The organism is Paracoccus sp. NIOT.M2S5SZ12, from assembly GCF_057748165.1.
Map to the genome: position 1 here is coordinate 93576 of NZ_JBYLFR010000005.1, position 26147 is coordinate 119722.

The following is a 26147-nucleotide window of genomic DNA, read 5'->3' on the forward strand; positions in this document are numbered from 1 at the left end:
CCCTTACGGCAGGATGAACTCCACGCCCGGCAGGACCGCGATCTCGGCCACATCGTCGCGATAGGCGCGGGTGACCTGGTCCACCAGCTCCTGCGTCCAGCCGGGCAGGGTGATCTCCTGGTCCAGCGTCCCCGGCAGGGCATGCGCGGCCAGGACCTCGCGGTACAGCGTCCGGCGCTGCGCGACGGTCAGCTGGTCGCGCCCGGCCATCGCGTCGCGCAGCCGCGCGATGCCGATGTCGCCCAGAAGGTCGTGCATGTAGAGAAGCCCCCCCGACAGCGGCGCATCGCCCGGCAGGGCGGCGGCCAGGCGCACCACCTCGGGCCAGATCAGCGGCACGTCCTCGTGGCACCAGATCACCACGCGCCGCCCCTGGGCCGCGCGCACCAGCCGCTGGATCGCGTCGCGCCAGCGCAGCTGCATCGGATGGCAGCCCTGCATCAGGTCGTCATAGCCGCCGCCGCTGAACTGCGGCAGGACCTCGCTGAGCAGCACGGCGGGGTTGCGGATCGCCACGAAGAATTCGGTCCGGGCCGACGGGAACAGCCGCGACAGCGCCGCCGCGCGCTGCCCGATCTGCGGATACAAGCCCTCGCGGCCCACCGCCCGGCCCGGCGCGCCCATGAAGGTGGGCGTCGACATCACCACCCGCGCCGGATCGTCGCTCTCCAGCATGGCGTCCAGCATGATCTGTTCCATCTCGGGGGTGGCGACGCCGCCGTTCAGCGACTTCAGCGCCTCCTCGAACAGGCCGCGATGGCGGTTCGGGGTGACGACCTCGGTGCCGCCCTTCTGCAGCAGCGCCCGGTTGTTCAGCAGCGTCTTGAGCAGCCGGTCGCCATCGGTGCCATGCACCCCCATGTGGAAAACCATCTGCATCGCTGTCCCCGTTCCTTGCTGTGCCGTGCCGTCTTGTCCTGCGGTTGCGGCGGCTGCGCGCAGATTAGCCGTCCGGCGTGGACAGTCAAACCGGTTTGCCCTATCCGGTCGGGCATGACCCGGACCGCAGACGCCCCGACACGCCCGCGCCGTCACGATCACGCCCTGCGCCGGACGGGCGGGCGGGGCTGGTCGCTGGCGGCGATCGCGGTGGCGGGGCTGGTGCTGCTGCCGGTGCTGTCGGTCCTGTGGCTGGCGGCCAACCCGACCGACAACATCTGGCCGCATCTGATGTCCACCGTCATGCCGCGCTACTTCGGCAACACGGTCGCGCTGGCCCTGGGGACGGGGCTTCTGGCGGCGGCGATGGGGACGGGGGCGGCGTGGCTGGTCAGCATGCACGACTTTCCGGGCCGCGGCGCGCTGCAATGGCTGCTGCTGCTGCCGCTGGCGGTGCCGGCCTATATCGGGGCCTATGTGCTGGCCGATTTCCTGGACTATTCCGGCCCGGTCCAGATCGCCCTGCGCGGCTGGTTCGGATGGGAGACGGCCCGCGACTACTGGTTCCCGCGCATCCGCTCGCCGGAGGCGGCGGTGGTCGTGCTGGCCTCGGCGCTCTACCCTTACGTTTATCTGCTGACGCGGACGGCGCTGCACGAGCAGTCGGGCAGCGCCTATGAGGTCGCGCGCGCCTTGGGCACCGGCCCTTGGGGCCTCTTCGCCCGCGTGGGCCTGCCCCTGGCGCGGCCCGCCATCGTCGCGGGCGCGGCCATCGCCATGATGGAGGCCGTGGCCGATTATGGCGTGGTCAGCTATTTCGGCGTGCAGACCCTGAACACCGGCATCTTCACCACCTGGCTGGAGCGGCGCAACGCGGGCGGCGCCGCGCAGATCGCCACCGCGATGCTGGCCATCATCGTGCTTCTGTCCCTGTGGGAGCGGTTCGCCCGCCGCAATGCCCGCTATCACCAAAGCGCCCGCCAGCCCCGCCCCATCCAGCGGCAGCGCCTGCGCGGCGCGGCGGGATGGGCCGCGACGCTGGCCTGCGCGCTGCCCTTCGTGATGGGCTTCGTGCTGCCGGTGGGGGTGATCGCGACCTATGCGCTGTCCTATCCGCAGGGGTGGCTGACGCCGGGACTGGGCCGCGCGGCGTGGCACACGACCTCGCTCGGCGCGGCGGCGGCGGTGCTGACGGTGCTGGGCGCGCTGGTCATGGTCTATGGCACGCGCCTGTCGGGCCGGGCGCTGCCGCGGCTGCTGATGCCGGTGACCACCATCGGCTATGCCGCGCCGGGGGCGGTGCTGGCGGTGGGCCTGCTGATCCCGCTGGCCGCGCTGGACCACCGGGTCGCGGATGGCTGGCTGGCGCTGACCGGCACCGATCCGGGGCTGATCCTGACGGGGACGGGGGCGGCCATCGTGCTGGCCTATCTGGTGCGCTTCTTCGCCATCGGGCAGGGGGCGATCGACGCGGCCTTTACCCGCGTGCCGCCGTCGCTGCCCATGGCGGCGCGCTCGCTCGGGCGCGACGATGCGGGCGTGCTGCGCGCGGTGTTCCTGCCGATGATGCGCGGATCGGTGGGCGCGGCACTGCTTCTGGTCTTCGTCGATTGCGTCAAGGAACTGCCCGCGACGCTGCTGCTGCGCCCCTTCAACTTCGAAACCCTGGCCACCCGCACCCATGAGCGCGCGAGCCTGGAGGATCTGGGCAACGCAGCCCCGGCGGCGCTGCTGGTGATGGCGGTGGGGCTTGCGGCGGTGGCGCTGCTGACACGCACCGATCTGGGCCGCGACCGGCGCTGAGCGCGCTTGCGCCGACCCGCGCGGCTTGGTAATCCGGCAGGCGCGCCGGTTTAGCTCAGTGGTAGAGCGTCTGATTTGTAATCAGGGGGTCGGGGGTTCAAATCCCTCAACCGGCACCACGTTTCCCTACATTGGCTTGCCATGATGCCGGTATTCTGTTCCAGTCCCCCATCTGCTGGTCCCCCAGGCTTTTCTCGCTGGGTCACTCGGCCGGGCCGACGCGGCCGAGACTGAAATCCGTCACCTCATGAAGCGAAACGAGGCTGGTCCCGCCGCGCCTGCGGCTTAGGATATAGCCCCGCTTGGCCCACCGGTACAGCGTCGCCCGGCTGATGCCGAGGGCGTCCGGGGCCTCTTTCGGGCAGATGAACTGTCGCTCGGGCAGGGGCATCATCTCTCCTGTGCGATCTTGACGAGGGCGGCGGAATGTCGTTTTCGCAAGCGCTCGTTCCCGAGCAGCCAGAGCGTCTGGTCGGGATCTTCCACCGCCTCCCTGAGTCGCTCGTGTTCCGCCCGCAGATTGTCGGCAGGTTGCGGGGCTGGCGCGTGCTGCGAGAGGGCAGCGTGCAAGCGGTCAGCGCGCTTCATCGCAGGGGTGTAGTCAAGATACACAGGCCGTTCGAGCATCCGGTCAATGCGGCTCTGCTGCTCAAAGTCGGCGTCCGCTTCTTTCTGCGTTTTGGCCAGTTCGACCTCGAGCGCCGCGCGGAGGTCGTCGGCAGGGGTAGCGCGGCGGGCGAGAAGTTTGCGGATCATCGTCGCTGCATCATTCTGGATCGGCTGGCGACGATCGCTGTGACGGAAATCGCGATAGCCGAACTCCGGCTCGCCGCACCTGTCAGGCCCGACCCGCTAGAAGCCGGACAGGCGCATGAACAGATCACCATTCATGCCAAAGCCGTTCAGTTCGTCGCGGGTTGTCTTCGCGCGCGCCGCGTTGATCGGTCGTTCGGTCGCCATGCGTCCATCTCCATCGCCTCGGCAGCATGACCGCCCTGCTCCGTGATCCGCATGTGTCGGCAGTTGGCCGCGATCAGCGCCTCGGCCAGGGTGTGCGGCTAGGAGCCGTCCGGTCATCCGGCGGGCTGGCGGGCCGTCGATTCGAGGTGCCGCACGCATCGGGTTGCGCGCAGGTTGTTCCATTCGCGGGCCATGCGCCAATCGTCGGCGCGCGGTGATTCCAGCAGCCTGCGCGCCGCGGGGTGGAAAGTGGAGACCGTCATTTGCGGCCGCCGTTCTGATCGATCAGGCGCTGGTGCAGTATCAGGTTGTCGCGCAGAAGCTGGCCGAACGCCTCAGCGGGGCGAGCTGGCGCGGCCCTATACCGTGAGCCCCTCGAAGGAGCGCGAACTGGCGCACGATCGAGAACGGCAAGAGCGCGTCCGAGGCGGGCAAAGCCTAAGGCGAGCAGCTGTTCCAGTCGGACAGCACCTCGCTCTCGTTTTCAGCCTCATGCATCAAGCCGAACGCATGAGAAGGATCATCTGGGCTGCGGCGGATCAGATCCGAGACACCGCTTCCAGAAAGTTGGCGACGACCCGGCGTTCCCAAGCAACGCCGACCTCGGAGTTGTAGTAGTTCATCCCGCTCCACGAGTAACCGTCGGGGTAGACGTTGCTGCACAAGCAGACATTGTCGCGGACCTGGAGGACCCCGTCAGGTTCTGCGCCGCTGAAATCCATGATGATCAACTTCGGATCCGAGGCCCCATTGAGTGTCAGGCCTGCCATCAGCCTGTCGAGCAATGGGGCGCTGCAGACGGCATCGAAGTCCTTCCACTGGCTGATGGCGAATATCGCGCCAGGCTTGCGGCATGAATGGTGAAAATTCGAAATGAGCCCCGGCATCGTTTCGCGCAGCCGAGCGAAGATTTCATCGGTCCAGTAGGCGCCTCTGTGGTGGTTCCATGTGATCCCGTTTTTCGGGTCAACCACCATGTCTTCGCCGCTTGGGGGATGATTTCGTGTCGTGATGCTCTGCGATGACGCGTAGTTCGAAAATCGTTACTCGAGCAGGTCGACAAGGGCCGGCATCCGATGGATGCCCAGGCACAGATGGTTCAGATCGTCCAATGTAGACCGAAATCCCCACCGGTTCAGGATGACCCATGGGTGGCATTCGCTGCCTATCGGAACGATGTTCAGGCAGTTCAGTTCGGAAGCATTCTTCTCGCGGAACGCATGCCTAATGGCGGCCGATCCACCATGCCTCAATGCAAGAGCCTCGATGTTCCTCGGGGGTACGCAGGCTTGTTCACTGCATTCCACCAGCCATTGCGTCAACGGGCCCGAAGGTCCTCAGGCGAGATGCGCGCAAGCATCTCAAGGACATACGCTCTAAGAGACAGCCACTCATGGTGGTTCGTGAGCTTGATCAGCTTCTGTCTGTCGAGTGCCAGCGTTTCCAATATCGTAGGCCCAATCTTCAATTGCGGCGGCAACATGCCGACCGGCACGGCAGGCGTCAACCTCGAAGGCGTCTTTGCACTAAGGGGTACGAACCGCATTCGCCCTTGCTTCGGTGTTCTTGTTTCATTCACTGTCGTGGCTCAGAAGGGCATCCCCATGGACCAGGCGACCTACTACCTGATCCGGTGTCGATGCGGCCATGAGGGGCGCGTGGGTTTCTCTCGCTGGCTGCACCGTGATGACAGGCTGCGCAGCACCAGATGCAGCGTGTGCGGCAGGAAAGAGGACAGGGATCTCCGCATGTTTCCCGGATTCGCATCGGGCGTGGCGAGGGTGGAAGACTTGCAGGGCGTGCCGGTGCATCAGGTGTGACGGCACCATCCTCCGACTACCATCGCTCGCCCTACCGCCATGCCCGCCGCCAAGGCTCAGGGACCTGTTGCAATTATGTCGCGCGGTGGAGGTGATCCCTGGCCAGCCTTGTTCCTTTTCGGCGGCAGTATTAACCCGACAAAATCACCAAGGTATTCGACACCCTCGCGGCCTCGCCCCCAGGCAGAACCGCTTCCTTTCCCTCCGAGGTCACGTCGATGCCGCGTCTTTCCCTGTCTTTCCCGTCCCTTTCGCGTCCTGTCCGGGTCTCGCTGCTGACCGTTTCCGCGCTGTGCGGCGCCGGCGCCGCGCTGGCGCAGGATGCCGCGAACCCGATCCTGCTGGACGAGATCGTCATCACCGCGTCTGGCTTCGAACAGAACATCACGGACGCCCCGGCCAGCATCTCGGTCATCTCGGGCGAGGAGCTGGCCAAGCGCAACATCACCACCCTCAGCGACGCGCTGCGCGACGTGCAGGGCGTGGCGACCACCGGCGTCGCCAACGAGCAGGATATCTTCATCCGCGGGCTGGGCGGGCAGTACACCCTGATCCTGGTCGACGGCAAGCGCCAGACCACCCGCGAGGCTCGCACCAACGGCAATTCCGGGATCGAGCAGAGCTTCATCCCCCCGGTCGCGGCCATCGACCGGATCGAGGTCGTGCGCGGACCGATGTCGTCGCTCTACGGGTCGGACGCGATGGGCGGGGTGATCAACGTCATCACCAAGCCCGTCGCCGACCGCTGGACCGGGTCGGTGACGGCCGAGGCGACGGTGCCCGAGCGGAGCCGCGACGCCGGTTCGCGGCAGCTGTCCTTCTATGGCAGCGGGCCGGTCATCGACGACAGGCTGGGGCTGCAGGTCTGGGGCCGGCGCCTGGACCGGTCCGAGGCGCGCGTGGTGGACGGGCTGCGCGACCGCGAACTGACCGACCTGACGGCGCGGCTCAGCTGGACCCCGGCCCCGGACCATGTGATCCACCTGGAGGGCGGGCGCAGCAGCATCGAGGATCTGGGCCGCGTCGGGCGGAGCATCGCCGAGGTCGACTTTCGCGGCACACCGCAGAATGACAGCCTGCAGGAGAACACCCGCGATCATGCCTCGCTGTCCTATGCGGGCCGGTTCGGCGCGACCACGGTCGATCTGTCGGTCCTGCGCGAGGTCGGGCAGCGCGTGACCTCCACCGGCAACGGCGCGTTGGGCCTGTCGGTCGGCGACCGCAGCCCCGAGGTCACCAACACCGTCTATGACGCCAAGGTCACCACGCCCTGGGAATGGCAGGGCAGCCATGTGCTGGTCTTCGGGGGACAAGTCAACCGGACCGGCCTGCGCGACCAGAACCCCGGCCTGGGCGACGGGCGGACCTATTCCTTCGCGACCGAGCAGCGCGCGATCTTCGTCGAGGACGAATGGCGGCTGCGCGACGATTTCGCCCTGACCCTGGGGACGCGGCTGAACGATCACGACGAGTTCGGCAGCCACGTCACCCCGCGCGCCTATGCGGTCTGGAACGCCACGCCGGGCCTGACCCTGAAGGGAGGCGTCTCGACCGGGTTCCGGGCGCCGGACCTGCGCTCCATCGTGCCGGGATACTATTACACCACCGAGCGCGGCGCGGGCGTCATCGCCTCCAACTCCGACCTGAGCCCGGAGGAAAGCACCAGCTATGAGCTGGCGGCCCTCTACGAGGCGCCGACCTGGGAGGTGGGCGCGACCCTGTTCCGCACCGACCTGGACAACAAGATCGAGAATGCCAAGACCGACCGCCGCATCACCGTGGGCGGCACGGACTACAACCTGTGGGAGTGGTACAATGTCGGCGCCGCCCGCCTTCAGGGGGTGGAGCTGACCGGAGCCTGGGACGTGACCCGGTCCCTGACCCTGCGCGGCAGCTACAGCTTCACCGATTCGGAGCAGAAGACGGGCGACTATGCGGGCCTGCCCCTGAACCGGACGCCCCGCCATACGGCCAGCCTGACCGCCGACTGGCAGACGCCGGTGGAGGGCCTGGGGGCCTGGGGATCGGCCAACTATCACGGGCGCGAGGTCGCGGCGGGCGCGCGGATCGGCACCAACGGCACGCCCTATGCCTTCGACGCCGAAGGCAACGCGATCGCCTATGAATACGCCTCCTATCTGACGGTGGATCTGGGCGTGGACTATCAGCTGACCGAGCGCGTGACCGCCAATGCCGCCATCTACAACGTCCTCGACCGCGAAGTGACGACCGCGTCGAACAGCACCGAGGGCGAGGGGCGCAGGCTGTGGGTCGGCCTGACCTCCAGCTTCTGAGCCGGAGGGTCGGGGGGCGGGCCCATGTTCTTCTTGCAACATGGGTCCTGCTGCCCTATCTTGACGGGGCTACGTTATATTCTCTGCATCCTGTCTGCTTCTGCCTTCAGTCTGCTTTGTTAATCTGACGGCCAAGCCACTGCATTCTGCGGGTGGCACCCAAGACAGGAGATCTCACGATGGCCAACGGCACCGTGAAATGGTTCAACAGCACCAAAGGCTTCGGCTTCATCCAGCCGGAAGGCGGCCGCCAGGACGTGTTTTTGCACATCTCGGCTCTCGAGCGCGCCGGCCTGCAGGCCCCCGCCGACGGTCAGAAGGTGACCTATGAGCTGGAGCGTGGCCGCGACGGTCGCGAATCGGCGACGAACGTCCAGTTCGTCTGATCCCGACGCGCCTTCGGGCGACGGATCGAAAGGGCTGCCCCGCGCGGGGCGGCCCTTTTTTCATGCGCCTTGAGGCCCGGACGGTTCTGCAGTAGCAGGACGGCATGAAAATCCTGTTTCTTGGCGATGTGATGGGCCGGTCCGGCCGTCGGGGGATCACCGAACGGCTGGCGGGGCTGCGCGCCCGGCTGAAGGCCGACCTGGTGGTCGTGAATGCGGAAAATGCCAGCGGTGGGCGCGGGGTGACCGCGGGTCACGCCCAGCTGCTGCTGGAATCTGGCGCGGACTGCCTGACGCTCGGCGATCATGCCTTCGATCAGAAGGACATGATGACCTTCATCGACCGTGAGCCGCGCATCGTCCGCCCGCTGAACTTCGCGCGCGAGGCGCCGGGGCGCGGGCACGCGGTCATCAGCGACGCGCGCGGGCGCAAGGCGCTGATCGTGCAGGCTCTGGGCCAGGTGTTCATGTCGCGGCCCTATGACGACCCGTTCTCGGCGCTGGACGGGGTGCTGCGCGCGCATCCGCCGGGCGGGATGGTCCAAGCGGCCCTCGTCGACATCCATGCCGAGGCCACCAGCGAGAAGATGGCCGTCGGGCATTTCTGCGACGGCCGCGCCAGCCTGGTCGTCGGCACCCACACCCATGTGCCGACCGCCGACGCGCAGATCCTGCCGCGCGGCACGGCCTATCTGTCGGATGCGGGGATGTGCGGCGACTATGACAGCGTCATCGGCATGGACAAGGTCGAGCCGCTGCGCCGCTTCATCACCGGCATGACGCGCGAGCGCTTCACCCCGGCCGAGGGCGAGGCGACCCTGTCGGGCGTCCTGGTCGAGACCGACGACCGCACGGGTCAGGCGCGCAGCGTGCAGCCGGTGCGCGACGGCGGACGGTTGGCCCCGACGCACCCGGCCTGAGGAGAAGATTCTTCTCATGTTTCGCTTGCGGGCGCGCGGAGCGATGTTCTAAACCGGCGGAACGGGGTCCCGAGAAGGCCCGAGAGTGGACGGGATTTTCATGCTTGGCTTTGAACTGGCCGGGACCACGGCTTCCATCGCGATGCTCATCATCGTCGCGATCACCTTTCTCCTGTTCATCCGCGAGAAGCACCCGCCCGAGGTGATCGCCATCGCCTCGGCCGCGACGATGATGGTCTTGGGCCTGCTGCCGGTCGAGGATGCGGCAGGCGTGCTGTCGAACGCCGCGCCCTGGACGATCGCCTTCATGTACCTGCTGATGGGTGGGCTGATGCGCACCGGGGCGCTGGACCGGATGTCGGCGCTGGTCTCGGCGCAGGCCGACAGCAATCCGATGATGGCGGTGGCCAGCCTCTTCGGCTTCGTCATCGTGGCATCGGCGGTGATGAACAACACCCCCGTCGTCGCGGTGATGATCCCGATCTGTATCCAGCTGGCTATGCGCCTTGGAACTTCTCCTTCCAAGCTGCTGATGCCGCTCAGTTATTTTACACTCATGGGTGGCATGATCTCGCTGATCGGCACCTCGACCAACCTGCTGGTGGACGGGGTGGCGCGCGATCGCGGCATGGAGCCCTTCACCATCTTCGAGATCGCGCCCGTGGGCATCGCGATCACCCTGGCGGGCATCGCCTACTTCATGCTGATCGGGCGCAAGCTGCTGCCCGAGCGGACTTCGCTGGCCGGTTTCCTGGGGGCGCGGCGCGAGATGAAGTACTTCACCGAGGTCGCCATCCCGCATGATTCCAGCCTAGTCGGTCAGAACGTCACAGAGGTCGCGCTGTTCAAGCGCGACGCGGTGCGGCTGATCGACGTGCTGCGCGGCGACGCCTCGCTGCGCCGCAACCTGCCCGAGGTGGTGCTGGAGCCGGGCGACCGGGTCGTGCTGCGCTCCGAGATGGCCGACCTGCTGGAGATGCTGGACAACAAGAACCTGCAGATGCTGGACAAGCTGGGCTCGGTCGCGACCGAGACGGTCGAGGTGCTGATCTCGCCGGGCTGCCACATGATCGGGCGGCGCTTGGGTGATCTGCGCCTGCGGCGGCGCTATGGCATCTATGTCCTGGCCGCGCATCGCCGCAACCAGAACATCGGCCGGCAGCTGGACGACCTGGTCGTCCGGGTGGGCGACACGCTGCTGCTGGAGGGCGCGCCCGAGGATATCGGCCGCCTGGCCACCGACATGGAGATGGTCGACGTCTCGCGCCCTTCCGCCCGCGCCTATCGCCGCAACCGCGCACCTATCGCCATCGTCTGCCTGCTGGCGGTCGTGACGCTGGCCGCGTTGGACGTGGCGCCCATCCTGGCGCTGTCCTTCTTGGCCGCGGCGGTGATCCTGATCACCCGCTGCGTCGATGCCGAGGAGGCGTTCAGCTTCGTCGACGGGCGCCTGATGGCGATGATCTTCGCCATGCTGGCCGTGGGCGAGGCGCTGGAGCATACCGGCACAATCGGGCTCATCGTGGATACCGTCGCGCCCTTCCTGCAGGGCCTGCCGCCCTTCGCGACGCTGCTTGCGGTCTATTTCCTGGGGCTGATCCTGACCGAGGTCCTGTCGAACAACGCCGTCGCCGTGCTGCTGACCCCCATCGCCATCGCGCTGGCGCAGTCCCTAGGCCACGACCCGCGGCCCTATGTTGTGGCGGTGATGTTCTCGGCCACCGTCGCCTTCGCCACGCCCATCGGCTATCAGACGCATATGATGGTCTATGGTCCGGGCGGCTACCGCTTCTCGGATTTCGTGCGGGTGGGCGTGCCGCTGGACATCATCTGCGGGCTGGTCGCCTGCGCCATCATCCCCTTCATCTGGCCCTTGATTCCCTGAGGACAGGATGACGCGGTTGCCGCGACTGCAATGCTGCCATGCAGCATCGGCGGTTGCGGTTCCGGCCCTGAACCCCGATCTAGGGCGCAGGGGAGGAAACGGCTTTGTCATTCGCAAGGAGTTTCCACATGGTGACCACCGCTTCCGTCGATCGTTCGTCCACCGGCCTGTCGGGCGCGTCGCTGCTGGCGCCGTTCCGCGCCGCGGGACGCTTGCTTATTGCGATGGCCGAGGCCAGCCCGCAGATGCGTGCGCTGAACCGCCTGAGCCAGCTGAGCGACCAGGAGCTGGCGGCGAAGGGCCTGACCCGCGACAGAGAAATCCGCCGCATCCTGGGCGGCGCCGCCGTCCTCTGACGCGGGTCCCCGGACCGGCAGCCTGACACGCGCGGCCCCTTGGGGCCGCGTTCGCGTTTGCGCGACGGCTTGCGATGGGGGGGCAGGCTAGACTAGAAGCGGGCCAGTTTTCCCTATTCCGCACGACGAAGGACGACCCGACATGGCAGGGCATTCCAAATGGGCCAACATCCAGCACCGCAAGGGCCGGCAGGACAAGCTGCGCTCCAAGCTGTTCTCCAAGCTGGCCAAGGAGATCACCGTCGCCGCCAAGATGGGCGACCCCGACCCCGAGAAGAACCCGCGCCTGCGGCTGGCCGTGAAGGAGGCCAAGTCGAAATCGGTCCCCAAGGACGTGATCGACCGCGCCATCAAGAAGTCGCAGGGCAACGACGCCGAGACCTATGACGAGATCCGCTACGAGGGCTATGGCCCGAACGGCATCGCGCTGGTCGTGGAGGCGATGACCGACAACCGCAACCGCACCGCGTCGAACGTGCGCAGCTATTTCACCAAGTCGGGCGGCGACATGGGGCAGACCGGCTCGGTCAGCTTCATGTTCGACCGCGTGGGCGAGATCCAGTATCCGCTGTCGGCGGGCGACGCGGACACGGTGATGATGGCCGCGCTGGAGGCCGGTGCCGACGACGTGCAGACCGATGACGAGGGTCACTGGATCTACTGCGCCGACACCGCGCTGAACGAGGTCTCGACCGCGCTGGAGGCCGCCTTGGGCGAATCCGAGACGGCCAAGCTGATCTGGAAGCCCCAGGCCCCAACCGAGGTCACCGACCTGGAGACCGCCCAGAAGCTGATGAAGCTGATCGACACGCTGGAGGATGACGACGACGTGCAGACCGTCACCGGCAACTTCGACATCTCGCAGGAGATCGCCGACCAGCTGTGACGAGCGGGTCGGGCCGCGCTGCCACGCGGCCCGCCCTTTTGCGCGCCCCTGCATTTTGGCGCTTGCGCGGCTGCCCGAAAGGCGGCAGTTGCAGATCATGCAGAATGTTTCCCAGACCAGACGCGACCTGATCGGCATCGGCTGGATGCTGGCCACGGGGCTGTGCTTCGTGGCGGTCAACGCCATCGTGCGTGGTCTGGACGGGGCGCTGCCGGCGGCGCAGGCGGCCTTCATCCGGTTCCTCTTCGGGCTGGTCTTTCTGGGGCCGGTCATCGCGGGCGCGCTGCGCGGGGGCTTCGCGCGCGACATCTGGGGCCTCTTCGCGCTGCGCGGCGCGCTGCACGTGGTGGCGGTCATCGCGTGGTTCTATGCCATGTCGCGCATCACCGTGGCCGAGGTCACGGCCATCGGCTTCCTGAACCCGATCATCGTCACCATCGGTGCGGCGCTGTTTCTGGGCGAGCGCCTGGCGGCGCGCCGCATCCTGGCCGTGGGCGTGGCGCTGGCGGGTGCGCTGGTCGTGCTGCGCCCGGGCCTGCGGGAGCTGGACCCCGGCCACCTGAGCCAGGTCCTGGCCTCGGTCGCGTTCGGCCTGTCCTACCTGATCGCGAAGCGCCTGTCGGACCGGGTCCCGGCGGCGGTCGTGGTCGCGATGATGTCGCTGACCGTCAGCATCGGTCTGGCGCCGCTGGCGCTGGCGCAATGGGTGGCGCCGACGCTGGCGCAGCTGGGCTGGCTGGCGCTGGTCGCGGTCTTCGCCACGCTTGGCCATTACACGATGACGCGGGCCTTTGCTGCCGCACCGCTGACGGTCACGCAGCCGGTGACCTTCCTGCAGCTGATCTGGGCCAGCCTGGTGGGCGTCCTGGTCTTTCACGAACCGCTGGACCCTTGGGTGATCGTCGGCGGCGGGGTGATGATCGGGGCGATCAGCTACATCACCTGGCGCGAGGCGCGGGTGCGGGCGCGGACCGTCACCCCGCCCGTGGGCGCGACCAAGATCTGAGGCCGGAACCCTGTCCGCGTCCCAGGTGTTCGCCCCGGACAGCGGAGGACATGATGGCATCGCATGATGAGACCTGGGACGACTGGCAGGAGCTGGTCAACATGACGCCGTCGGCGCTGAGGGACTGGCTGGACACCGATGAGAGCAAGTCGGTCGGCGACACTAGCGGGCAGGGCGAGAGCACCGGCCACAAGTCGGGCCGCCACATCCTGCGCATCAAGGACAAGAAGAAGGCCGACCTGACCGAGGACGACTGGTCGCACATGGCCAAGGTCGTAGGCTACATCAAGCGCCACCTGGCGCAGGGCGGTCCGTCCAAGGACAAGGCGCACAGCGACTGGCGCTATTCGCTGATGAACTGGGGCCACGACCCGCTGAAGTGATCGCGGCCCCGCGCACCTTCAGCGGTTCGGCCAGAGCGTCGCGTGCCGGTTCACGTCCTTGTAGAGCAGATAGCGGAACGGCCCCGGCCCCCCGGCATAGCAGGCCTGCGGGCAGAAGGCGCGCAGCCACATGTAGTCGCCCGGACCGACCTCGACCCAATCCCGGTTCAGGCGATAGACGGCCTTGCCCTCCAGCACGAACAGGCCGTGCTCCATCACATGCGTCTCGGCGAAGGGGATCGAGCCGCCGGGCTTGAAGGTCACCACGGTGATGTGCATGTCGTGGCGCAGATCGGCCGGGTCCATGAAGCGCGTCGTGCCCCAGGCCCCGTCCGTGTCGGGCATCATCGAGGGCGCGATGTCCTGCTCCTGCACCACGATGGGGTCGGGCTTGCCGGTTCCGGCAAAGGGCTGCCACCGCTTGCGCCACCAGTGAAAGCCCGCGGGCCCCGCGGTGCGGTTCCTGATCTTCCACGGCATGCCCGCGGGGATGTAGGCAAAGCCCCCGGGCGTCAGCAGATGCTCCTGCCCGTCGATGATCACCTGCATGTCGCCGCCGGTCACGAAGATCGCGTGCTGGACCTCCGGGTCGTCGTCGGGCGTGTCGCTGCCGCCGCCCTCGGCCAGTTCCACGATGTACTGGCTGAAGGTCTCGGCAAAGCCGGTCAGCGGACGTGCCAGCATCCAGAAGCGCATGCCCGTCCAGCCGGGCAGATAGCTGGTCACGATGTCGCGCATCACCGTGCGGGGAATGACGGCATAGGCCTCAGTGAAGACGGCCGTGTCGGTCGTCATCCCCGTCTGCGGCGGCAGGCCCGCGACGGGTCCGGCATAGCGGATGCGGGGCTGGGCCGCGTCGGTCGGGACCTGCGCAATATCGCCGGTGGGGGCGCCTGCGGGGCCGGTGTCGTTCATGTCAGCATGTCCTTGAGGCGGAGGGTGGCGATGCGGGCGACCTGCGCCTCGGCGGTGGCGCGTTCGACCCTGGTGTCGTTGGCGGTGCGGGCCTGCATGGCGGACAGGATGCCCGCCTTGTCATGGTCGCGCACCGCGATGATGAAGGGAAAGCCGTGGCGCGCGACATAGGCCTCGTTCAGGCGGGTGAACTCGGCGCGTTCCGCGTCGGTCAGCGCGTCCAGCCCCGCGCCCGCCTGTTCGGCGGCGCTGTCGGCGGTCAGGCGGCGCGCCTGCGCCAGCTTGCCCGCCAGATCGGGATGCGCGCGCAGCACGCCGAGGCGTTCCTCGTCGGAGGCCTGGCGGAACACCTGCGCCATGCGAAGCGCCAGACCGGCGGGCGTGTCATGGACCGCGCCCATCTCCGCGTCCCAGACCCGTTCCGCGATGAAGGGAGAATGCTCATAGACGCCGCCGAAGCGCGCGACGAAGGCGTCGCGGTCCATCTGCGAGGGGCGCGTGCGGGGTTGGAACGGATGCTCGCGCGCCCAGTGGCGGGCGATGTCCAGGCGACTGGCGAACCACACGCCGTCATGGGACCGCGCATGGTCCAGGAAGCGCTGGATCGCCATGGCGCGACCCGGACGTCCCGCCAGCCGGCAATGCAGGCCGATGGACATCATCTTGGGCGCGCCCGCCACCCCCTCGGCATAGAGCATGTCGAAGCTGTCGCGCAGATAGTCGAAGAAGTCCGTCCCGGTGCCGAAGCCCTGACCCGAGGAAAAGCGCATGTCGTTGGCGTCCATCGTGTAGGGCACCATCAGCTGCGGCTTGCCGTTGTGGACGTGCCAATAGGGTAGCTCGTCCGCGATCGTGTCGGCCAGGTATTCGAAGCCGCCTTCCTCGCAGCCAAGCGCCACCGTGTTCATGGAGGTGCGCCCCTGATAGAAGCCGCGCGGGCGTTCGCCGCAGACGGCGGTGTGCAGGGCCACGGCCTGGGCGATATGGCGCTCCTCAACCTCGCGCGGGACGTTGCGATAGTCGATCCATTTCAGCCCGTGGCTCGCCATCTCCCATCCGGCGGCCTGCATGGCGGCGACCTGTTCGGGGTTGCGCTCCAGCGCGGTGGCCACGCCATAGCAGGTGACGGGAATCCCCTCCAGCAGGCGATGCAGCCGCCAGAAGCCCGACCGCGCGCCATAGTCGTAGATCGATTCCATGTTCCAGTGCCGCTGGCCGGGCCAGGGCTGGGCGCCGATGATCTCGGACAGGAAGGCCTCGGAGGCGGCGTCGCCATGCTCGATGCTGTTCTCGCCGCCTTCCTCGTAGTTCACCACGATCTGCACGGCGATGCGGGCGCCGCCCGGCCAGCGCGGATCGGGGGTGGTCTGGCCGTACCCAGTCAGGTCGCGGCTGTAGCGCATTTCGGTCGTCCCTCGGCTGTCGTTGCGTCAGCAAACCGCGCTCGGGGCGCGAGGGCAAGCGGGCATGGCCCGAATTCTGTTTCAAGCGTTCCCGCATAATCGCATTGTCTTTCAACGAGGCATTGAAAGACTTGCGCGCCTGCGGCGATTGCGGCACAGGGTCGCGCCGCCCATCGTGCCGCCCGGAGGCGGCCCGGCGCATCCGCGGAGGACGGGCGGGCCGCGACATGGGGGACTTATGGAACGCATCTTCAGGCTGGCCGAGGCCGGCACCAGCGTCAGGACCGAGGTGATCGCAGGCATCACCACCTTCCTGACGATGGCCTACATCATCTTCGTCAATCCCGACATCCTGTCCACGACCGGAATGGATCGCGACGCGGTCTTCGTGGCGACCTGCCTGGCGGCGGCGGTGGGCTCGCTGATCATGGGGTTCTGGGCGAACTGGCCCATCGGCATGGCGCCGGGCATGGGGCTGAACGCCTTCTTCGCCTTCACCGTGGTGGGCGGCATGGGCTTCACCTGGCAGCAGGCCCTGGGCGCGGTCTTCATCAGCGGGCTGATCTTCCTGTTCCTGTCGCTGACGGGCATCCGGCGCTGGCTGATCTCGGGCATCCCGACCTCCATGCGCAGCGCCATCGCGGCGGGGATCGGCCTGTTCCTGGCGATCATCGCGCTGCAATCCTCGGGGATCGTGGTGGACAATCCCGCGACGCTGGTGGGCTTGGGCGACCTGACCGCGACGGGCACGCTGCTGACCATCGGCGGCTTCTTCGTCATCGTCGCGCTGGACGCGCTGAAGGTGCGCGGCGCAATCCTGATCGGCATCCTGCTGACCACGCTGGCCGCGATCATCCTGGGCGTGTCGCAGTTCGGGGGGATCGTGTCGATGCCGCCCTCGATCGCGCCGACCTTCCTGCAGATGGACCTGATGGGCGCGCTGACCTTCGGCATCTTCCAGGTGGTGCTGGTCATGGTGCTGGTCGAGGTCTTCGACGCCACCGGCACGCTGATCGGCGTGGCCAAGCGCGCGGGCCTGCTGACCGAGGGGCCGACCCACACGAACAAGAACCTGGGCCGGGCACTGATGGCCGATTCGACGGCGATCACCGCGGGCGCGCTGCTGGGCACCTCTTCGACCACGGCCTATGTGGAAAGCGCGTCGGGCGTTCAGGCGGGCGGCCGGACCGGGCTGACGGCGGTCGTCGTGGGGCTGCTGTTCCTGGCCGCGATGTTCCTGGCGCCGCTGGCGGGAACGGTGCCGGCCTATGCGACCGCGCCCGCGCTGCTTTACGTGGCGACGCTGATGGTGCGCGAACTGGCCGAGATCACCTGGGACGACGTGACCGAGGCCGCGCCCTCGGTGCTGACCGCCATCGCCATGCCGCTGACCTATTCCATCGCCAACGGCCTGGCCTTCGGATTTGTCAGCTATGCGGTGATCAAGCTGCTGACCGGGCGCGCGCGCGAGGTGCATGCCGCGACCTGGGTCATCGCCGCGCTGTTCGCGGCAAAGTTCGCGCTGTTCGGCGCACATTGAGGACGGCGGGCGGCCCCCTCAGGGGGTGGGGCCGCCCATCGCGTCCGACAGGCTGGCCGCCGCGGCGGCCACCACCGCGCCAAGCGTCTTCACATGCTCGGGCGCGATACGGTTCGTAGGTCCGCTGACCGAGAGGCCCGCGATGGCCTCTCCGGACAGATCGAAGACCGGGGCCGCGATGCAGCGCATGCCGCGGGTCCGCTCCTCGTCGTCGAAGGAGAAGCCGCGATGCCGGATGCGGGCCAGATCGGCCTCCAGCGCCTGCGGATCGGTCAGCGTCGTGTCGGTGAACCGCGCCAGAGGCCCGCGCGCCAGCAGCGTCCGCAGCGTCTCGGGCCGCCCGAAGGCCAGCAGCGCCTTGCCGATCCCCGATGCGTGCAGCGCTGAGCGGGTGCCGGGCGGGAAGAAGGCGCGGATTGTCTCGGTCGTCTCGACCTGGCTCAGGAACAGCACGGCGTCGCCCTGCAGGATGCCCAGGTTCGCGGTCTCTCCGGTATGCTCCATCAGCGTGCGCAGGATCGGCCGCGCCCGCTCCACGATGCCCGACCGGCGCATGAACGCCGTGCCAAGACGGAAGGCCTGCGGCCCGATGGTCCAGGCCTGGGTCGCAGGATCGCTCTCGGCCATGCCGCGCGCCGCCAAGGTGTGCAGCACCCGGTGCACGGTCGATGCGGGCTGGCCCGCCTCCTCGGCCACCTGCGACAGGGTCAGGCCGGGCCGCGCCGCCAGCAGGTCCAGAAGATCCAGCGCCCGGTCCAGCGCCTGCACCGTTCCGGGCGCGTCGGGCAGTTCCTTGCGGGGGCGTCCGCGGCGACGGGTCGGTTCGGCCATGGATCGGTCTTTCTGTTGATGCTGTCTTTAGATGCGGGCGAAAATCGCCTTGGGCAAGCGGAAAAGCCGCAGCATGGAAAGCGTTTCCATTTCAATTCACTAACCCCGCCGCGCCCTGTGCCCGGTCGGGTCGCCGCGCGCCCGGCACTGCCCCTTTGGCGGGCAGGACGCGTCCGGAACGCAGGCTGGGGTGGAAATTTGGTTTCGGAAATCGCCGATCGCGCGCTAGGCGTAAAGAAAAAAATCCGCACATGCGCGGCATGTCGCCGCAACGACAGAGGGGAAGAACCATGATCGCCCAGACCGGCCCCGGCGCCGTTCATCCCGTCGATCAGATGCTGCCCACCGGGCGCCTGATCACCCTGGGGTTCCAGCATGTGCTGGTCATGTATGCCGGCGCCATCGCGGTGCCGCTGATCGTGGGCCGCGCCCTGCAGCTGCCCCCCGAGGAGGTGGCCTTCCTGATCTCGGCCGACCTCTTCGTCTGCGGTCTGGCGACCCTGATCCAGAGCCTCGGGGTGACCCAGTATTTCGGCATCCGCCTGCCGGTGATGATGGGCGTGACCTTCGCCGCCGTCGGGCCGATGGTCGCCATCGCGGGCCAGATCCCCGGCACCGAAGGGGCGCGCGCGCTGTTCGGGGCGATCATCGCGGCGGGGATCATTGCCATCCTGCTGGCTCCGCTGATCGGGCGGGTGCTGCGGTTCTTTCCCCCCGTCGTGACGGGCACGGTGATCCTGGCCATCGGCATCAGCCTCATGCCCATCGGCATCAACTGGATCTTCGGCCTGCCGGTCGGGCCCACCGCGCCGATGCTGGTCGATCCCGCGCAGCAGGCCTGGCTGGACGGGGCCATCGCCGCGGGCGGCGTCCCCGAGGGGCTGCGCCTGGCGCCCGCCATGCCGAACCCGGCCTATGCCTCGGGGACGAACATGCTGATCGCGGTGCTGGTCCTGGGCACGATCCTGCTGGTGTCGCGCTTTGCCCGCGGGTTCATGGCCAACATCGCGGTTCTGCTGGGCATCGCGGTCGGCGGAGTGGCCGCGGCGGCGATGGGCCTGATGCAGTTCGACAAGGTGGGCGAGGCCGCCTGGTTCGCGGTCATCAAGCCCTTCCATTTCGGTCTTCCGACCTTCGATCCGGTGATGATCGTGACGATGGTGCTGGTGATGATCGTGGTGATGATCGAATCCACCGGCATGTTTCTGGCGCTTTCCGACATGTGCCGCCGCCCGATCAATGCGCGCGGGCTGGCGGCCGGTCTGCGGGCCGACGGGCTGGGGACCATGCTAGGCGGCATCTTCAACACCTTCCCCTATACCTCCTTCTCGCAGAACGTGGGGCTGGTGGGGGTGACGGGCATCCGCTCGCGCTTCGTCTGCGTGGCGGGGGGCGTCATCATGATCGTGCTGGGCCTGATCCCCAAGATGGGCGCGCTGGTCGAGAGCCTGCCCACCACGGTCCTGGGCGGCGCGGGGCTGGTGATGTTCGGCATGGTCGCGGCCACCGGCATCCGCATCCTGTCCCGCGTGGATTTCAGCACCAACCGCAACAACCTGTTCGTGGTGGCCATCAGCATCGGCATGGCGATGATCCCGCTGGTCGCGCCCAACTTCAAGCAGTGGCTGCCCCATGCGATCCACCCGCTGATCCATTCGGGCATCCTGCTGGCCGCGGTCAGCGCGGTGGCGCTGAACTGGTTCTACAACGGGGCCGCCCCCACTGATGAGGCCGAGATGGCCGAGGCCGGGCGTCTGGCCGATCACTGATTATGCACGGATCGTAAAGACTGCCTTGTCCATGATGCCCCTGCCGCGATCCGGCGAATGGGCTATCAGGACAGGCAAAGACCAAGGGAGACTTCATGCCGGGCTTTCTGACGACCCATGTTCTGGACACCGCGCGCGGCCTGCCTGCGCAGGGAATGGAGATCGTGCTCTATCGCCTCGACCCCGCGCGGGTCGAGCTGGCGCGCCTGCGGACCAATGCCGACGGGCGCACCGACCGCCAGATCCTGGCGGCCGACGATTTCGCCACCGGCATCTACGAGCTGGAGTTCCATGCCGGGGCCTGGATGGATGCGACCGGCATCGCCCCCGAAAGCCCGCGCTTTCTGGACGTGATCCCGATCCGCTTCGGCATGTCGCAGGACGACCACTATCACGTCCCGCTGCTGATCTCGCCCTTCGGCTATTCCACCTATCGGGGCAGCTGAGATGATACCGGAAACCGCCATCCTGTGGGAGTTCCTGTCCTTTGCCGTGCGGTGGGTGCATGTCATCACCGCCGTCGCCTGGATCGGATCGTCCTTCTACTTCATCGCGCTGGATCTGGGCCTGCAGAAGGCGCCCGACCTGCCCAAGGGCGCCCATGGCGAGGAATGGCAGGTCCATGGCGGCGGCTTCTATCACATCCGCAAGTACCTGGTCGCGCCCGAGCGCATGCCCGAGCATCTGACCTGGTTCAAATGGGAAAGCTATTCGACCTGGCTCTCGGGCGCGGCGCTGCTGATGGTCACCTACTGGGCGGGCGCGAACCTCTACCTGATCGAACCGGCCAAGGCCGATCTGGCGATCTGGCAGGCGATCCTGATCTCCGGCGGGTCGCTGGCGGTGGGCTGGCTGATCTATGACGGGCTGTGCAAGTCGCCTTTGGGCAACCGCCCGACGGTGCTGATGCTGCTCTTGTTCGCGGCGCTGGTGGCGATGGGCTGGGCCTATGACCAGGTCTTCACCGGCCGTGCGGCGCTGCTGCATCTGGGGGCGTTCACCGCGACGATCATGACCGCGAACGTGTTCCTGATCATCATGCCGAACCAGCGCATCGTGGTGGCCGACCTCAAGGCCGGGCGCGCGCCCGATCCGAAATACGGCAAGATCGCCAAGCTGCGCTCGACCCACAACAACTACCTGACGCTGCCGGTCATCTTCCTGATGCTGTCGAACCACTATCCGCTGGCCTTCGCCAGCCGGTGGAACTGGCTGATCGCGGCGCTGGTCTTCCTGATGGGCGTGACCATCCGGCACTTCTTCAACACCATGCACGCCCGCAAGGGCTATCAGTGGTGGACCTGGGCGGTGACCGCGATGCTGTTCATCGGGGTGATGTGGCTGGCCTCGGCCGGGGTCAACCAGGACAGCTACGAGGAATCGTCGGCCCGCCCCCTGACGCCCATCGAGGCGCGCTTCGCCGAGGCCCCCGGCTTCGAGGAGGCCAGCCAGGCCGTCCTCGGCCGCTGCTCCATGTGCCACGCGCGCGAGCCGTCCTGGGAGGGCATCCGCACCGCCCCCAAGGGCGTCCTGCTGGAGACGCCCGCCGACATCGCCCGCGCCGCGCATCAGGTCTATGTCCAGGCCGGGCTGACCGACGCGATGCCCCCGGCGAACGTCACCGGCATGGAGGACGCCGAACGCGACGCCATCCTGCGCTGGTTCCGCGAGGTCGGCCCCTTGGGTGTCGCGGGCCTGTGATTTCGGCTGACAGGCGGCCCGGCGCGGTGTAACGCATCGGTGATGCTGACCGTCCTGCGCCTTGTCCTGCTGCTGGGGGTGATCCTTGGCGTGGTGCTGCCGAAATCCTCGGCGGCGCTGGCGCAGCTTGGCCTGGTCGATGACCGCGTGGTGGTGATCTGCACCGGCCACGGCATGCAGACCATCACCCTCTCCGACGATGACCGTCCGCTGCCGCCGCAGGTCCATGACGCGCCCTGCCTGCTGGTCGCGCCTTCGGACGGCGCGGCGCCCCTGGCGGTGCCGGTCTGGGTCGCGCTGGCGGGCGCACCGGCGCGGCCGGCGGGCCGCCACCTGTGGCGCGCCGTCGATGCGCCCGGCCCGGGCCATGCCCGCGCGCCGCCCTTGGCCTGACACGCCGTTTCCTCCGACCGCCTGTCAGCCCTGCGGCCCGTCCCGACGGACGCCCGCGCCAAGGATATCGCCATGACCATCATCGACACCACCCCGGCGGAGGCCGCCGATCCCGGCCGCGCCGCAAAACTCTATCGCGCCGCCTGGCGCTGGCATTTCTATGCCGGACTCTTCGTGATCCCCTTTTTCCTGATCCTGGCCGTGACCGGCATGATGATGCTGTGGATCGCCCATCTGGACGGCCGCGACGGGGAACGCATCCCCGTCGTCCCGCAGGGGGAACCCGCCAGCCTGACCCTGCAGGCCGCCGTGGCCATCGCCGCCGTGCCGGGCGGCGAGCCGGTCCAGTACATCGCGCCGCGCGCCCCCGATCTGGCGGCGATCTTCCGCATCGACGGGGCGGACGGCCCCCGGACCGTCGCCGTCGATCCCTATGCCGCCGAGGTGGTGACCGACTTTCCCCGGCGCGGGGGCTGGTATGACTGGGCCGACAATGTCCATGGCAGCCTGCTTCTGGGCGTCGCGGGCGACCGCATGATCGAGATCGCGGCCTCGCTCGGCGTCATGCTGCTGGCCACGGGCCTCTATCTGTGGTGGCCGCGCGGGCAGGGGCTGCGCGCCGCGCTGGTCCCGAACCTGGGCGCGCGGGGCCGGGCGCTGTGGAAGTCGCTGCACGGGGTCACGGGGGTCTGGATTTCCGTCGTGCTGATCTTCTTCCTGATCTCGGGCCTGTCCTGGGCTGGGATCTGGGGCGGGCGCATGGTCCAGGCCTGGTCCACCTTTCCGGCCGCCAAATGGGACGCGGTGCCGCTTTCGGACGTCACCCATGCCAGCATGAACGACGGCCCGAAGGAGGTTCCCTGGGCGCTGGAGCAGACCCCCATGCCCGCCTCGGGCAGCCCCGCCGGCCAGCCGGGCGTGCCCGCAGGCACGCGGGTCGGCATCGACAGCATCGACGCGCTGGCCCGCGAGATCGGCTTCGACGGCCGCTATCAGCTGAACCTGCCGCAGGGAGAGACCGGCGTCTGGACCCTCAGCCGCGACAGCATGAGCACCGACAGCCTGAACCCGACCACCGACCGGACGGTGCATGTGGACCAGTATACGGGCCGCATCCTGGCCGATGTCGGCTATGCCGATTACAGCCTCGCGGGCAAGGCCATGGCGGTGGGCATCGCGTTGCACATGGGCACCCTGGGCCTGTGGAGCGTGCTGGCTAACACCGCCTTCTGCCTCGCGGTGATCTTCCTCTGCGTCTCGGCCATGCTGCTGTGGTGGAAGCGCCGGCCCGCGGGGCAGTCGCGTCTCGTGGCCCCGCCCATGCCGCGCGACATGCCGCTGTGGAAGGGCGCGGTCGCCGTGGGCCTCGTCATCGGCATCGCCTTCCCGATGGCGGGGATCACCTTCGCCGCCGTCCTGGCGCTGGACTGGCTGGTCCTGTCGCGCATCCCGGCGCTCAGGCACGCCGTCAGCTAGGGCGCGCGGCGGGGCCGCAAGGCCCCGGGCGCCGCGGTCCCCCTCGATGGGGGGCCGCGGCGCCTGCCACCGCCCCCGGCAGGGGGCCGTCCGTCAGAACTTCGGGCGCAACTCCCGGACGGCGAAATCCGCGAACATCCGCACCTTCGGGTCCTGCAGGCGCCGATGCGGCGTCAGGCAGCCGAACTGCGCGGGCAGCGGACGGTGATCCGGCAGCAGCTCGACCAGCCGCCCGGCCTCGATGTCGCCCGCCACCTCGTAAAGCGGCCGGTTCGCGATCCCGTGCCCGGCCAGCGCCCAATCGCGCAGCACGTCGCCATCATCCGTGTCAAAACGCCCATGCACCATCATCTTGCGCGGCCCGTCCTCGGTCTGCAGCACCCAGTAATATTCCGGGCTGCGCGGATAGCGCAGCAGCAGGCAGTTGTGCCCGGCCAGATCGTCCGGCACCCCCGGCACGCCCGCCCGCGCCAGGTAATCGGGCGAGGCGACCAGCACCCGCGGACAATCCGCGATCTTGCGCCATTTCAGCGCCGAATCCGCAGGCTCGCCCAGAAAGAACGCCAGGTCGATCGCGTCCTCGACGATGTTGACGTTGCGGTCCGACAGGCGCAGCCGGATCTCGACGCCCGGATTGTCGGCGCAGAACGCGGGGATCAGCGGCGCGATCAACCGCCGCCCCAGACCCAGGGGCGCGGTCAGCCGGATCACCCCCTGCGGCTTGCCCGAGAAGCTGCTGACCAGCGCCTCGGCCTCGTCCAGCGTGTCGATGACGCGCCGCGCATGGTCATAAAAGGCGCGTCCGATCTCGGTCGGCGTCAGCTTGCGCGTGGTGCGGTTCAGCAGCCGCAGCCCGAAGCGATTTTCAAGATCCTTGATGCGATTGGAGGCAACTGCCGGGGAAAGCCGCAGATCCCTGCCTCCGGCGGTGATCGAGCCCAGTTCGACCACCCGCACGAAGACGCGCAGGCTTTCCAGATAGGACATGAGATTGGCCCGCTTTCAACGTTTCGTGTAAAGTCTTCTATGCCACGAGCGATTTCCCGACCGCAAGTTCGGGCCTAGCATCGCGCCATGCAAGGAAAGACCCCCATGACCCAGCTGCGTTTTCTACTCAACGACACCGAGGTGGCCCTGACCGAGGTCGGCGCCTCCGACACGCTGCTGGACCACCTGCGCCTGGCGCGCCGCATGACCGGCACCAAGGAGGGCTGCGCCGAGGGCGATTGCGGCGCCTGCACCGTGCTGGCGGGCCGCCTGACCTCCGATGGCCTGGTCTATGAGCCGATCAACGCCTGCATCCGTCTGATGGCGTCCTGCCATGCCACCCATATCGTCACGGTCGAGCATCTGCGCGGCCCCGAGGGCGGCCTGCACCCGATCCAGGCCGCGATGGTCGCGCATCACGGCAGCCAGTGCGGCTTCTGCACGCCGGGCATCGTCATGGCCCTTTACGGGCTGTGGATGACCAATCCCGATGCAGGCGAGGCCGAGATCGAGACCGCGCTGCAGGGCAACATCTGCCGCTGCACCGGCTATGCGCCGATCATCCGGGCGGCGCAGGCCGCGGGCGCTGCCGGAGGGCAGGCCCAGGACGCGCTGGCCCGCGAACGCGAGGCGGTGGCCGCGCGCCTGGCCGGGATGCGGGACGGGAGGGTATCTCTTGCGCGCGGCGCGGACCGGGCGCTGATCCCCGCCGACACGGACGATCTGGCCGCGGCGCTTCTGGAGGAGCCGGGGGCCACGCTGGTCGCGGGCGCGACCGATGTGGGCCTCTGGGTCACCAAGTTCATGCGCGACATCAGCCCCGCGATCTTCATCGGCCATCTGATGAAGGAGATCACCGTCGCGGACGGCCTGATCCGGATCGGCGCGGGCGTCACCTATTCCGAGGCCGCGCCCATCCTGACCCGCCACATCCCCGAGGCCGCCGAGTACTGGTCGCGCATCGGCGGCTGGCAGGTCCGAAACGCGGGCACCATCGGCGCCAACATCGCCAACGGCTCGCCCATCGGGGACACGCCGCCGCTGCTGATCGCGCTGGATGCGCGGATCGTGCTGCGCCGGGGGGACGCGCGCCGCGAGATGCCGCTGGAGGCGTTCTTCATCGAATACGGCAAGCAGGACCGCCAGCCCGGAGAGTTCGTCGAGGCGGTCGTGATCCCCGTCCCGCAGGGCGCCCGCATCGCCGCCTACAAGGTCAGCAAGCGGCGCGACAGCGACATCACCTCGGTCGCCGCGGGCATCCGCGTCGATGTGGCGGACGGCATCATCACCGATGCGCGGCTGGCCTTCGGCGGCATGGCCGGCACGCCCAAACGCGCCCGCGCGGCGGAGGACGCGCTGCGCGGCCAGCCCTTCGCCGAGGCCGCCTTTGAGGCCGCCGCCCGCGCCATCGCGGGTGACTTCCAGCCGATGACCGACATGCGCGCCAGCGCGGAATACCGCGCCACCGTCGCGCGCAACCTGATCCGCCGCTTCTGGCTGGAGCAATCCGAACCCGGCCTGCCCGTGCGGCTGCGCCAGAGCGAAGGAGTCTGA

General features: G+C 68.2%; 25 protein-coding genes and 1 tRNA gene. 19 read left to right on the forward strand and 7 right to left on the reverse strand.

Going from position 1 to position 26147, the window contains the following annotated elements; translation table 11 throughout:
- Window positions 1-3 precede the first annotated feature (3 nt).
- Window positions 4-879 (reverse strand): hypothetical protein, encoded by an 876-nt coding sequence (locus AC2SGK_RS06435; RefSeq protein ID WP_488322761.1) that lies wholly within the window; start codon window positions 877-879, stop codon window positions 4-6.
- 114 nt (window positions 880-993) lie between these two features.
- Between AC2SGK_RS06435 and AC2SGK_RS06440 the strand changes: the two genes are divergently transcribed.
- Window positions 994-2682: an ABC transporter permease gene (locus AC2SGK_RS06440; protein ID WP_488322762.1), complete on the forward strand. Its 1689-nt coding sequence runs from the start codon at window positions 994-996 to the stop codon at window positions 2680-2682.
- A 44-nt stretch (window positions 2683-2726) separates the two neighbouring features.
- Window positions 2727-2801, forward strand: a tRNA-Thr gene (locus AC2SGK_RS06445).
- A gap of 83 nt (window positions 2802-2884) precedes the next feature.
- On the opposite strand, the gene AC2SGK_RS06450 is transcribed toward AC2SGK_RS06445, so the two are convergent.
- The gene (locus tag AC2SGK_RS06450; RefSeq protein ID WP_488322763.1) at window positions 2885-3073 is read right to left on the reverse strand and encodes a helix-turn-helix transcriptional regulator; all 189 of its coding nucleotides are present in this window, start codon (window positions 3071-3073) and stop codon (window positions 2885-2887) included.
- Between the two features lie 35 nt (window positions 3074-3108).
- Here AC2SGK_RS06450 and AC2SGK_RS06455 point away from each other — a divergent pair, with 35 nt between their 5' ends.
- A complete protein-coding gene (locus AC2SGK_RS06455) occupies window positions 3109-3672 on the forward strand; it encodes a hypothetical protein (RefSeq protein ID WP_488322764.1) in 564 nt (187 codons plus the stop codon).
- Window positions 3673-4181: 509 nt separating this feature from the next.
- Here AC2SGK_RS06455 and AC2SGK_RS06460 read toward each other — a convergent pair.
- Window positions 4182-4619 carry a hypothetical protein gene (locus tag AC2SGK_RS06460; protein WP_488322765.1) on the reverse strand — a complete coding sequence of 146 codons (438 nt, stop codon included), beginning with the start codon at window positions 4617-4619 and terminating at the stop codon, window positions 4182-4184.
- Between the two features lie 426 nt (window positions 4620-5045).
- Between AC2SGK_RS06460 and AC2SGK_RS06465 the strand changes: the two genes are divergently transcribed.
- The 9 genes from AC2SGK_RS06465 (at window position 5046) to AC2SGK_RS06505 (ending at window position 13578) form a co-directional block, all read left to right on the forward strand.
- On the forward strand, window positions 5046-5462 hold the full coding sequence (locus AC2SGK_RS06465; protein WP_488322766.1) for a hypothetical protein: 417 nt from the start codon (window positions 5046-5048) through the stop codon (window positions 5460-5462).
- Window positions 5463-5680: 218 nt separating this feature from the next.
- Window positions 5681-7756, forward strand: coding sequence for a TonB-dependent receptor domain-containing protein (locus AC2SGK_RS06470; RefSeq protein ID WP_488322767.1), 2076 nt, complete (start codon window positions 5681-5683; stop codon window positions 7754-7756).
- 179 nt (window positions 7757-7935) lie between these two features.
- Entirely contained in the window at window positions 7936-8142 is a 207-nt protein-coding gene (locus AC2SGK_RS06475; RefSeq protein ID WP_411836947.1) for a cold-shock protein, read from the forward strand.
- Between the two features lie 104 nt (window positions 8143-8246).
- Entirely contained in the window at window positions 8247-9062 is an 816-nt protein-coding gene (locus tag AC2SGK_RS06480; protein WP_488322768.1) for a TIGR00282 family metallophosphoesterase, read from the forward strand.
- Between the two features lie 100 nt (window positions 9063-9162).
- Window positions 9163-10947: an SLC13 family permease gene (locus tag AC2SGK_RS06485; RefSeq protein WP_488322769.1), complete on the forward strand. Its 1785-nt coding sequence runs from the start codon at window positions 9163-9165 to the stop codon at window positions 10945-10947.
- Window positions 10948-11075: 128 nt separating this feature from the next.
- The gene (locus AC2SGK_RS06490) at window positions 11076-11303 is read left to right on the forward strand and encodes a hypothetical protein (protein WP_488322770.1); all 228 of its coding nucleotides are present in this window, start codon (window positions 11076-11078) and stop codon (window positions 11301-11303) included.
- 142 nt (window positions 11304-11445) lie between these two features.
- Complete coding sequence (locus AC2SGK_RS06495; RefSeq protein ID WP_488322771.1) at window positions 11446-12189, forward strand: YebC/PmpR family DNA-binding transcriptional regulator; 744 nt, start codon at window positions 11446-11448, stop codon at window positions 12187-12189.
- Window positions 12190-12286: 97 nt separating this feature from the next.
- Window positions 12287-13195, forward strand: a complete 909-nt coding sequence (locus AC2SGK_RS06500) for a DMT family transporter (protein ID WP_488322772.1) — start codon at window positions 12287-12289, stop codon at window positions 13193-13195.
- 50 nt (window positions 13196-13245) lie between these two features.
- Window positions 13246-13578 (forward strand): DUF3140 domain-containing protein, encoded by a 333-nt coding sequence (locus tag AC2SGK_RS06505; RefSeq protein WP_488322773.1) that lies wholly within the window; start codon window positions 13246-13248, stop codon window positions 13576-13578.
- A gap of 18 nt (window positions 13579-13596) precedes the next feature.
- On the opposite strand, the gene AC2SGK_RS06510 is transcribed toward AC2SGK_RS06505, so the two are convergent.
- Both AC2SGK_RS06510 and puuE read right to left on the reverse strand, forming a co-directional pair.
- Complete coding sequence (locus tag AC2SGK_RS06510) at window positions 13597-14493, reverse strand: bifunctional allantoicase/(S)-ureidoglycine aminohydrolase (RefSeq protein WP_488322774.1); 897 nt, start codon at window positions 14491-14493, stop codon at window positions 13597-13599.
- On the reverse strand, window positions 14490-15896 hold the full coding sequence (gene puuE / locus AC2SGK_RS06515) for an allantoinase PuuE (protein ID WP_488322775.1): 1407 nt from the start codon (window positions 15894-15896) through the stop codon (window positions 14490-14492). Before puuE ends, AC2SGK_RS06510 begins: the two co-directional genes overlap by 4 nt.
- 238 nt (window positions 15897-16134) lie before the next feature.
- Here puuE and AC2SGK_RS06520 point away from each other — a divergent pair, with 238 nt between their 5' ends.
- A complete protein-coding gene (locus AC2SGK_RS06520) occupies window positions 16135-17436 on the forward strand; it encodes an NCS2 family permease (protein WP_488322776.1) in 1302 nt (433 codons plus the stop codon).
- Window positions 17437-17454: 18 nt separating this feature from the next.
- Here AC2SGK_RS06520 and bhcR read toward each other — a convergent pair whose 3' ends face one another.
- Window positions 17455-18267 (reverse strand): HTH-type transcriptional regulator BhcR, encoded by an 813-nt coding sequence (gene bhcR, locus AC2SGK_RS06525; protein WP_488322777.1) that lies wholly within the window; start codon window positions 18265-18267, stop codon window positions 17455-17457.
- 290 nt (window positions 18268-18557) lie between these two features.
- Here bhcR and AC2SGK_RS06530 point away from each other — a divergent pair, with 290 nt between their 5' ends.
- The 5 genes from AC2SGK_RS06530 to AC2SGK_RS06550 all read left to right on the forward strand — a co-directional run bounded on the left by AC2SGK_RS06530 (window position 18558) and on the right by AC2SGK_RS06550 (window position 23606).
- Entirely contained in the window at window positions 18558-20036 is a 1479-nt protein-coding gene (locus AC2SGK_RS06530; protein ID WP_488322778.1) for a nucleobase:cation symporter-2 family protein, read from the forward strand.
- A 95-nt stretch (window positions 20037-20131) separates the two neighbouring features.
- Complete coding sequence (uraH, locus tag AC2SGK_RS06535; RefSeq protein WP_488322779.1) at window positions 20132-20482, forward strand: hydroxyisourate hydrolase; 351 nt, start codon at window positions 20132-20134, stop codon at window positions 20480-20482.
- Between the two features lies 1 nt (window position 20483).
- Window positions 20484-21737 carry a urate hydroxylase PuuD gene (locus AC2SGK_RS06540; protein ID WP_488322780.1) on the forward strand — a complete coding sequence of 418 codons (1254 nt, stop codon included), beginning with the start codon at window positions 20484-20486 and terminating at the stop codon, window positions 21735-21737.
- 42 nt (window positions 21738-21779) lie between these two features.
- Window positions 21780-22130: a hypothetical protein gene (locus AC2SGK_RS06545; RefSeq protein WP_488322781.1), complete on the forward strand. Its 351-nt coding sequence runs from the start codon at window positions 21780-21782 to the stop codon at window positions 22128-22130.
- A 72-nt stretch (window positions 22131-22202) separates the two neighbouring features.
- A complete protein-coding gene (locus tag AC2SGK_RS06550; RefSeq protein ID WP_488322782.1) occupies window positions 22203-23606 on the forward strand; it encodes a PepSY-associated TM helix domain-containing protein in 1404 nt (467 codons plus the stop codon).
- 93 nt (window positions 23607-23699) lie between these two features.
- On the opposite strand, the gene AC2SGK_RS06555 is transcribed toward AC2SGK_RS06550, so the two are convergent.
- Window positions 23700-24593: a LysR family transcriptional regulator gene (locus AC2SGK_RS06555; RefSeq protein ID WP_488322783.1), complete on the reverse strand. Its 894-nt coding sequence runs from the start codon at window positions 24591-24593 to the stop codon at window positions 23700-23702.
- Window positions 24594-24698: 105 nt separating this feature from the next.
- Here AC2SGK_RS06555 and xdhA point away from each other — a divergent pair, with 105 nt between their 5' ends.
- Window positions 24699-26147, forward strand: coding sequence for a xanthine dehydrogenase small subunit (xdhA, locus tag AC2SGK_RS06560; protein WP_488322784.1), 1449 nt, complete (start codon window positions 24699-24701; stop codon window positions 26145-26147).

Coding starts and splice junctions, on each gene's coding strand:
- AC2SGK_RS06435 (WP_488322761.1), bottom strand. CDS start 879: ATGCAGATGGTTTTCCACATGGGGGTGCATGGCACCGATGGCGACCGG.
- AC2SGK_RS06440 (WP_488322762.1), top strand. CDS start 994: ATGACCCGGACCGCAGACGCCCCGACACGCCCGCGCCGTCACGATCAC.
- AC2SGK_RS06450 (WP_488322763.1), bottom strand. CDS start 3,073: ATGCCCCTGCCCGAGCGACAGTTCATCTGCCCGAAAGAGGCCCCGGAC.
- AC2SGK_RS06455 (WP_488322764.1), top strand. CDS start 3,109: ATGTCGTTTTCGCAAGCGCTCGTTCCCGAGCAGCCAGAGCGTCTGGTC.
- AC2SGK_RS06460 (WP_488322765.1), bottom strand. CDS start 4,619: ATGGTGGTTGACCCGAAAAACGGGATCACATGGAACCACCACAGAGGC.
- AC2SGK_RS06470 (WP_488322767.1), top strand. CDS start 5,681: ATGCCGCGTCTTTCCCTGTCTTTCCCGTCCCTTTCGCGTCCTGTCCGG.
- AC2SGK_RS06475 (WP_411836947.1), top strand. CDS start 7,936: ATGGCCAACGGCACCGTGAAATGGTTCAACAGCACCAAAGGCTTCGGC.
- AC2SGK_RS06480 (WP_488322768.1), top strand. CDS start 8,247: ATGAAAATCCTGTTTCTTGGCGATGTGATGGGCCGGTCCGGCCGTCGG.
- AC2SGK_RS06485 (WP_488322769.1), top strand. CDS start 9,163: ATGCTTGGCTTTGAACTGGCCGGGACCACGGCTTCCATCGCGATGCTC.
- AC2SGK_RS06490 (WP_488322770.1), top strand. CDS start 11,076: ATGGTGACCACCGCTTCCGTCGATCGTTCGTCCACCGGCCTGTCGGGC.
- AC2SGK_RS06495 (WP_488322771.1), top strand. CDS start 11,446: ATGGCAGGGCATTCCAAATGGGCCAACATCCAGCACCGCAAGGGCCGG.
- AC2SGK_RS06500 (WP_488322772.1), top strand. CDS start 12,287: ATGCAGAATGTTTCCCAGACCAGACGCGACCTGATCGGCATCGGCTGG.
- AC2SGK_RS06505 (WP_488322773.1), top strand. CDS start 13,246: ATGATGGCATCGCATGATGAGACCTGGGACGACTGGCAGGAGCTGGTC.
- AC2SGK_RS06510 (WP_488322774.1), bottom strand. CDS start 14,493: ATGAACGACACCGGCCCCGCAGGCGCCCCCACCGGCGATATTGCGCAG.
- puuE (WP_488322775.1), bottom strand. CDS start 15,896: ATGCGCTACAGCCGCGACCTGACTGGGTACGGCCAGACCACCCCCGAT.
- AC2SGK_RS06520 (WP_488322776.1), top strand. CDS start 16,135: ATGGAACGCATCTTCAGGCTGGCCGAGGCCGGCACCAGCGTCAGGACC.
- bhcR (WP_488322777.1), bottom strand. CDS start 18,267: ATGGCCGAACCGACCCGTCGCCGCGGACGCCCCCGCAAGGAACTGCCC.
- AC2SGK_RS06530 (WP_488322778.1), top strand. CDS start 18,558: ATGATCGCCCAGACCGGCCCCGGCGCCGTTCATCCCGTCGATCAGATG.
- uraH (WP_488322779.1), top strand. CDS start 20,132: ATGCCGGGCTTTCTGACGACCCATGTTCTGGACACCGCGCGCGGCCTG.
- AC2SGK_RS06540 (WP_488322780.1), top strand. CDS start 20,484: ATGATACCGGAAACCGCCATCCTGTGGGAGTTCCTGTCCTTTGCCGTG.
- AC2SGK_RS06545 (WP_488322781.1), top strand. CDS start 21,780: ATGCTGACCGTCCTGCGCCTTGTCCTGCTGCTGGGGGTGATCCTTGGC.
- AC2SGK_RS06550 (WP_488322782.1), top strand. CDS start 22,203: ATGACCATCATCGACACCACCCCGGCGGAGGCCGCCGATCCCGGCCGC.
- AC2SGK_RS06555 (WP_488322783.1), bottom strand. CDS start 24,593: ATGTCCTATCTGGAAAGCCTGCGCGTCTTCGTGCGGGTGGTCGAACTG.
- xdhA (WP_488322784.1), top strand. CDS start 24,699: ATGACCCAGCTGCGTTTTCTACTCAACGACACCGAGGTGGCCCTGACC.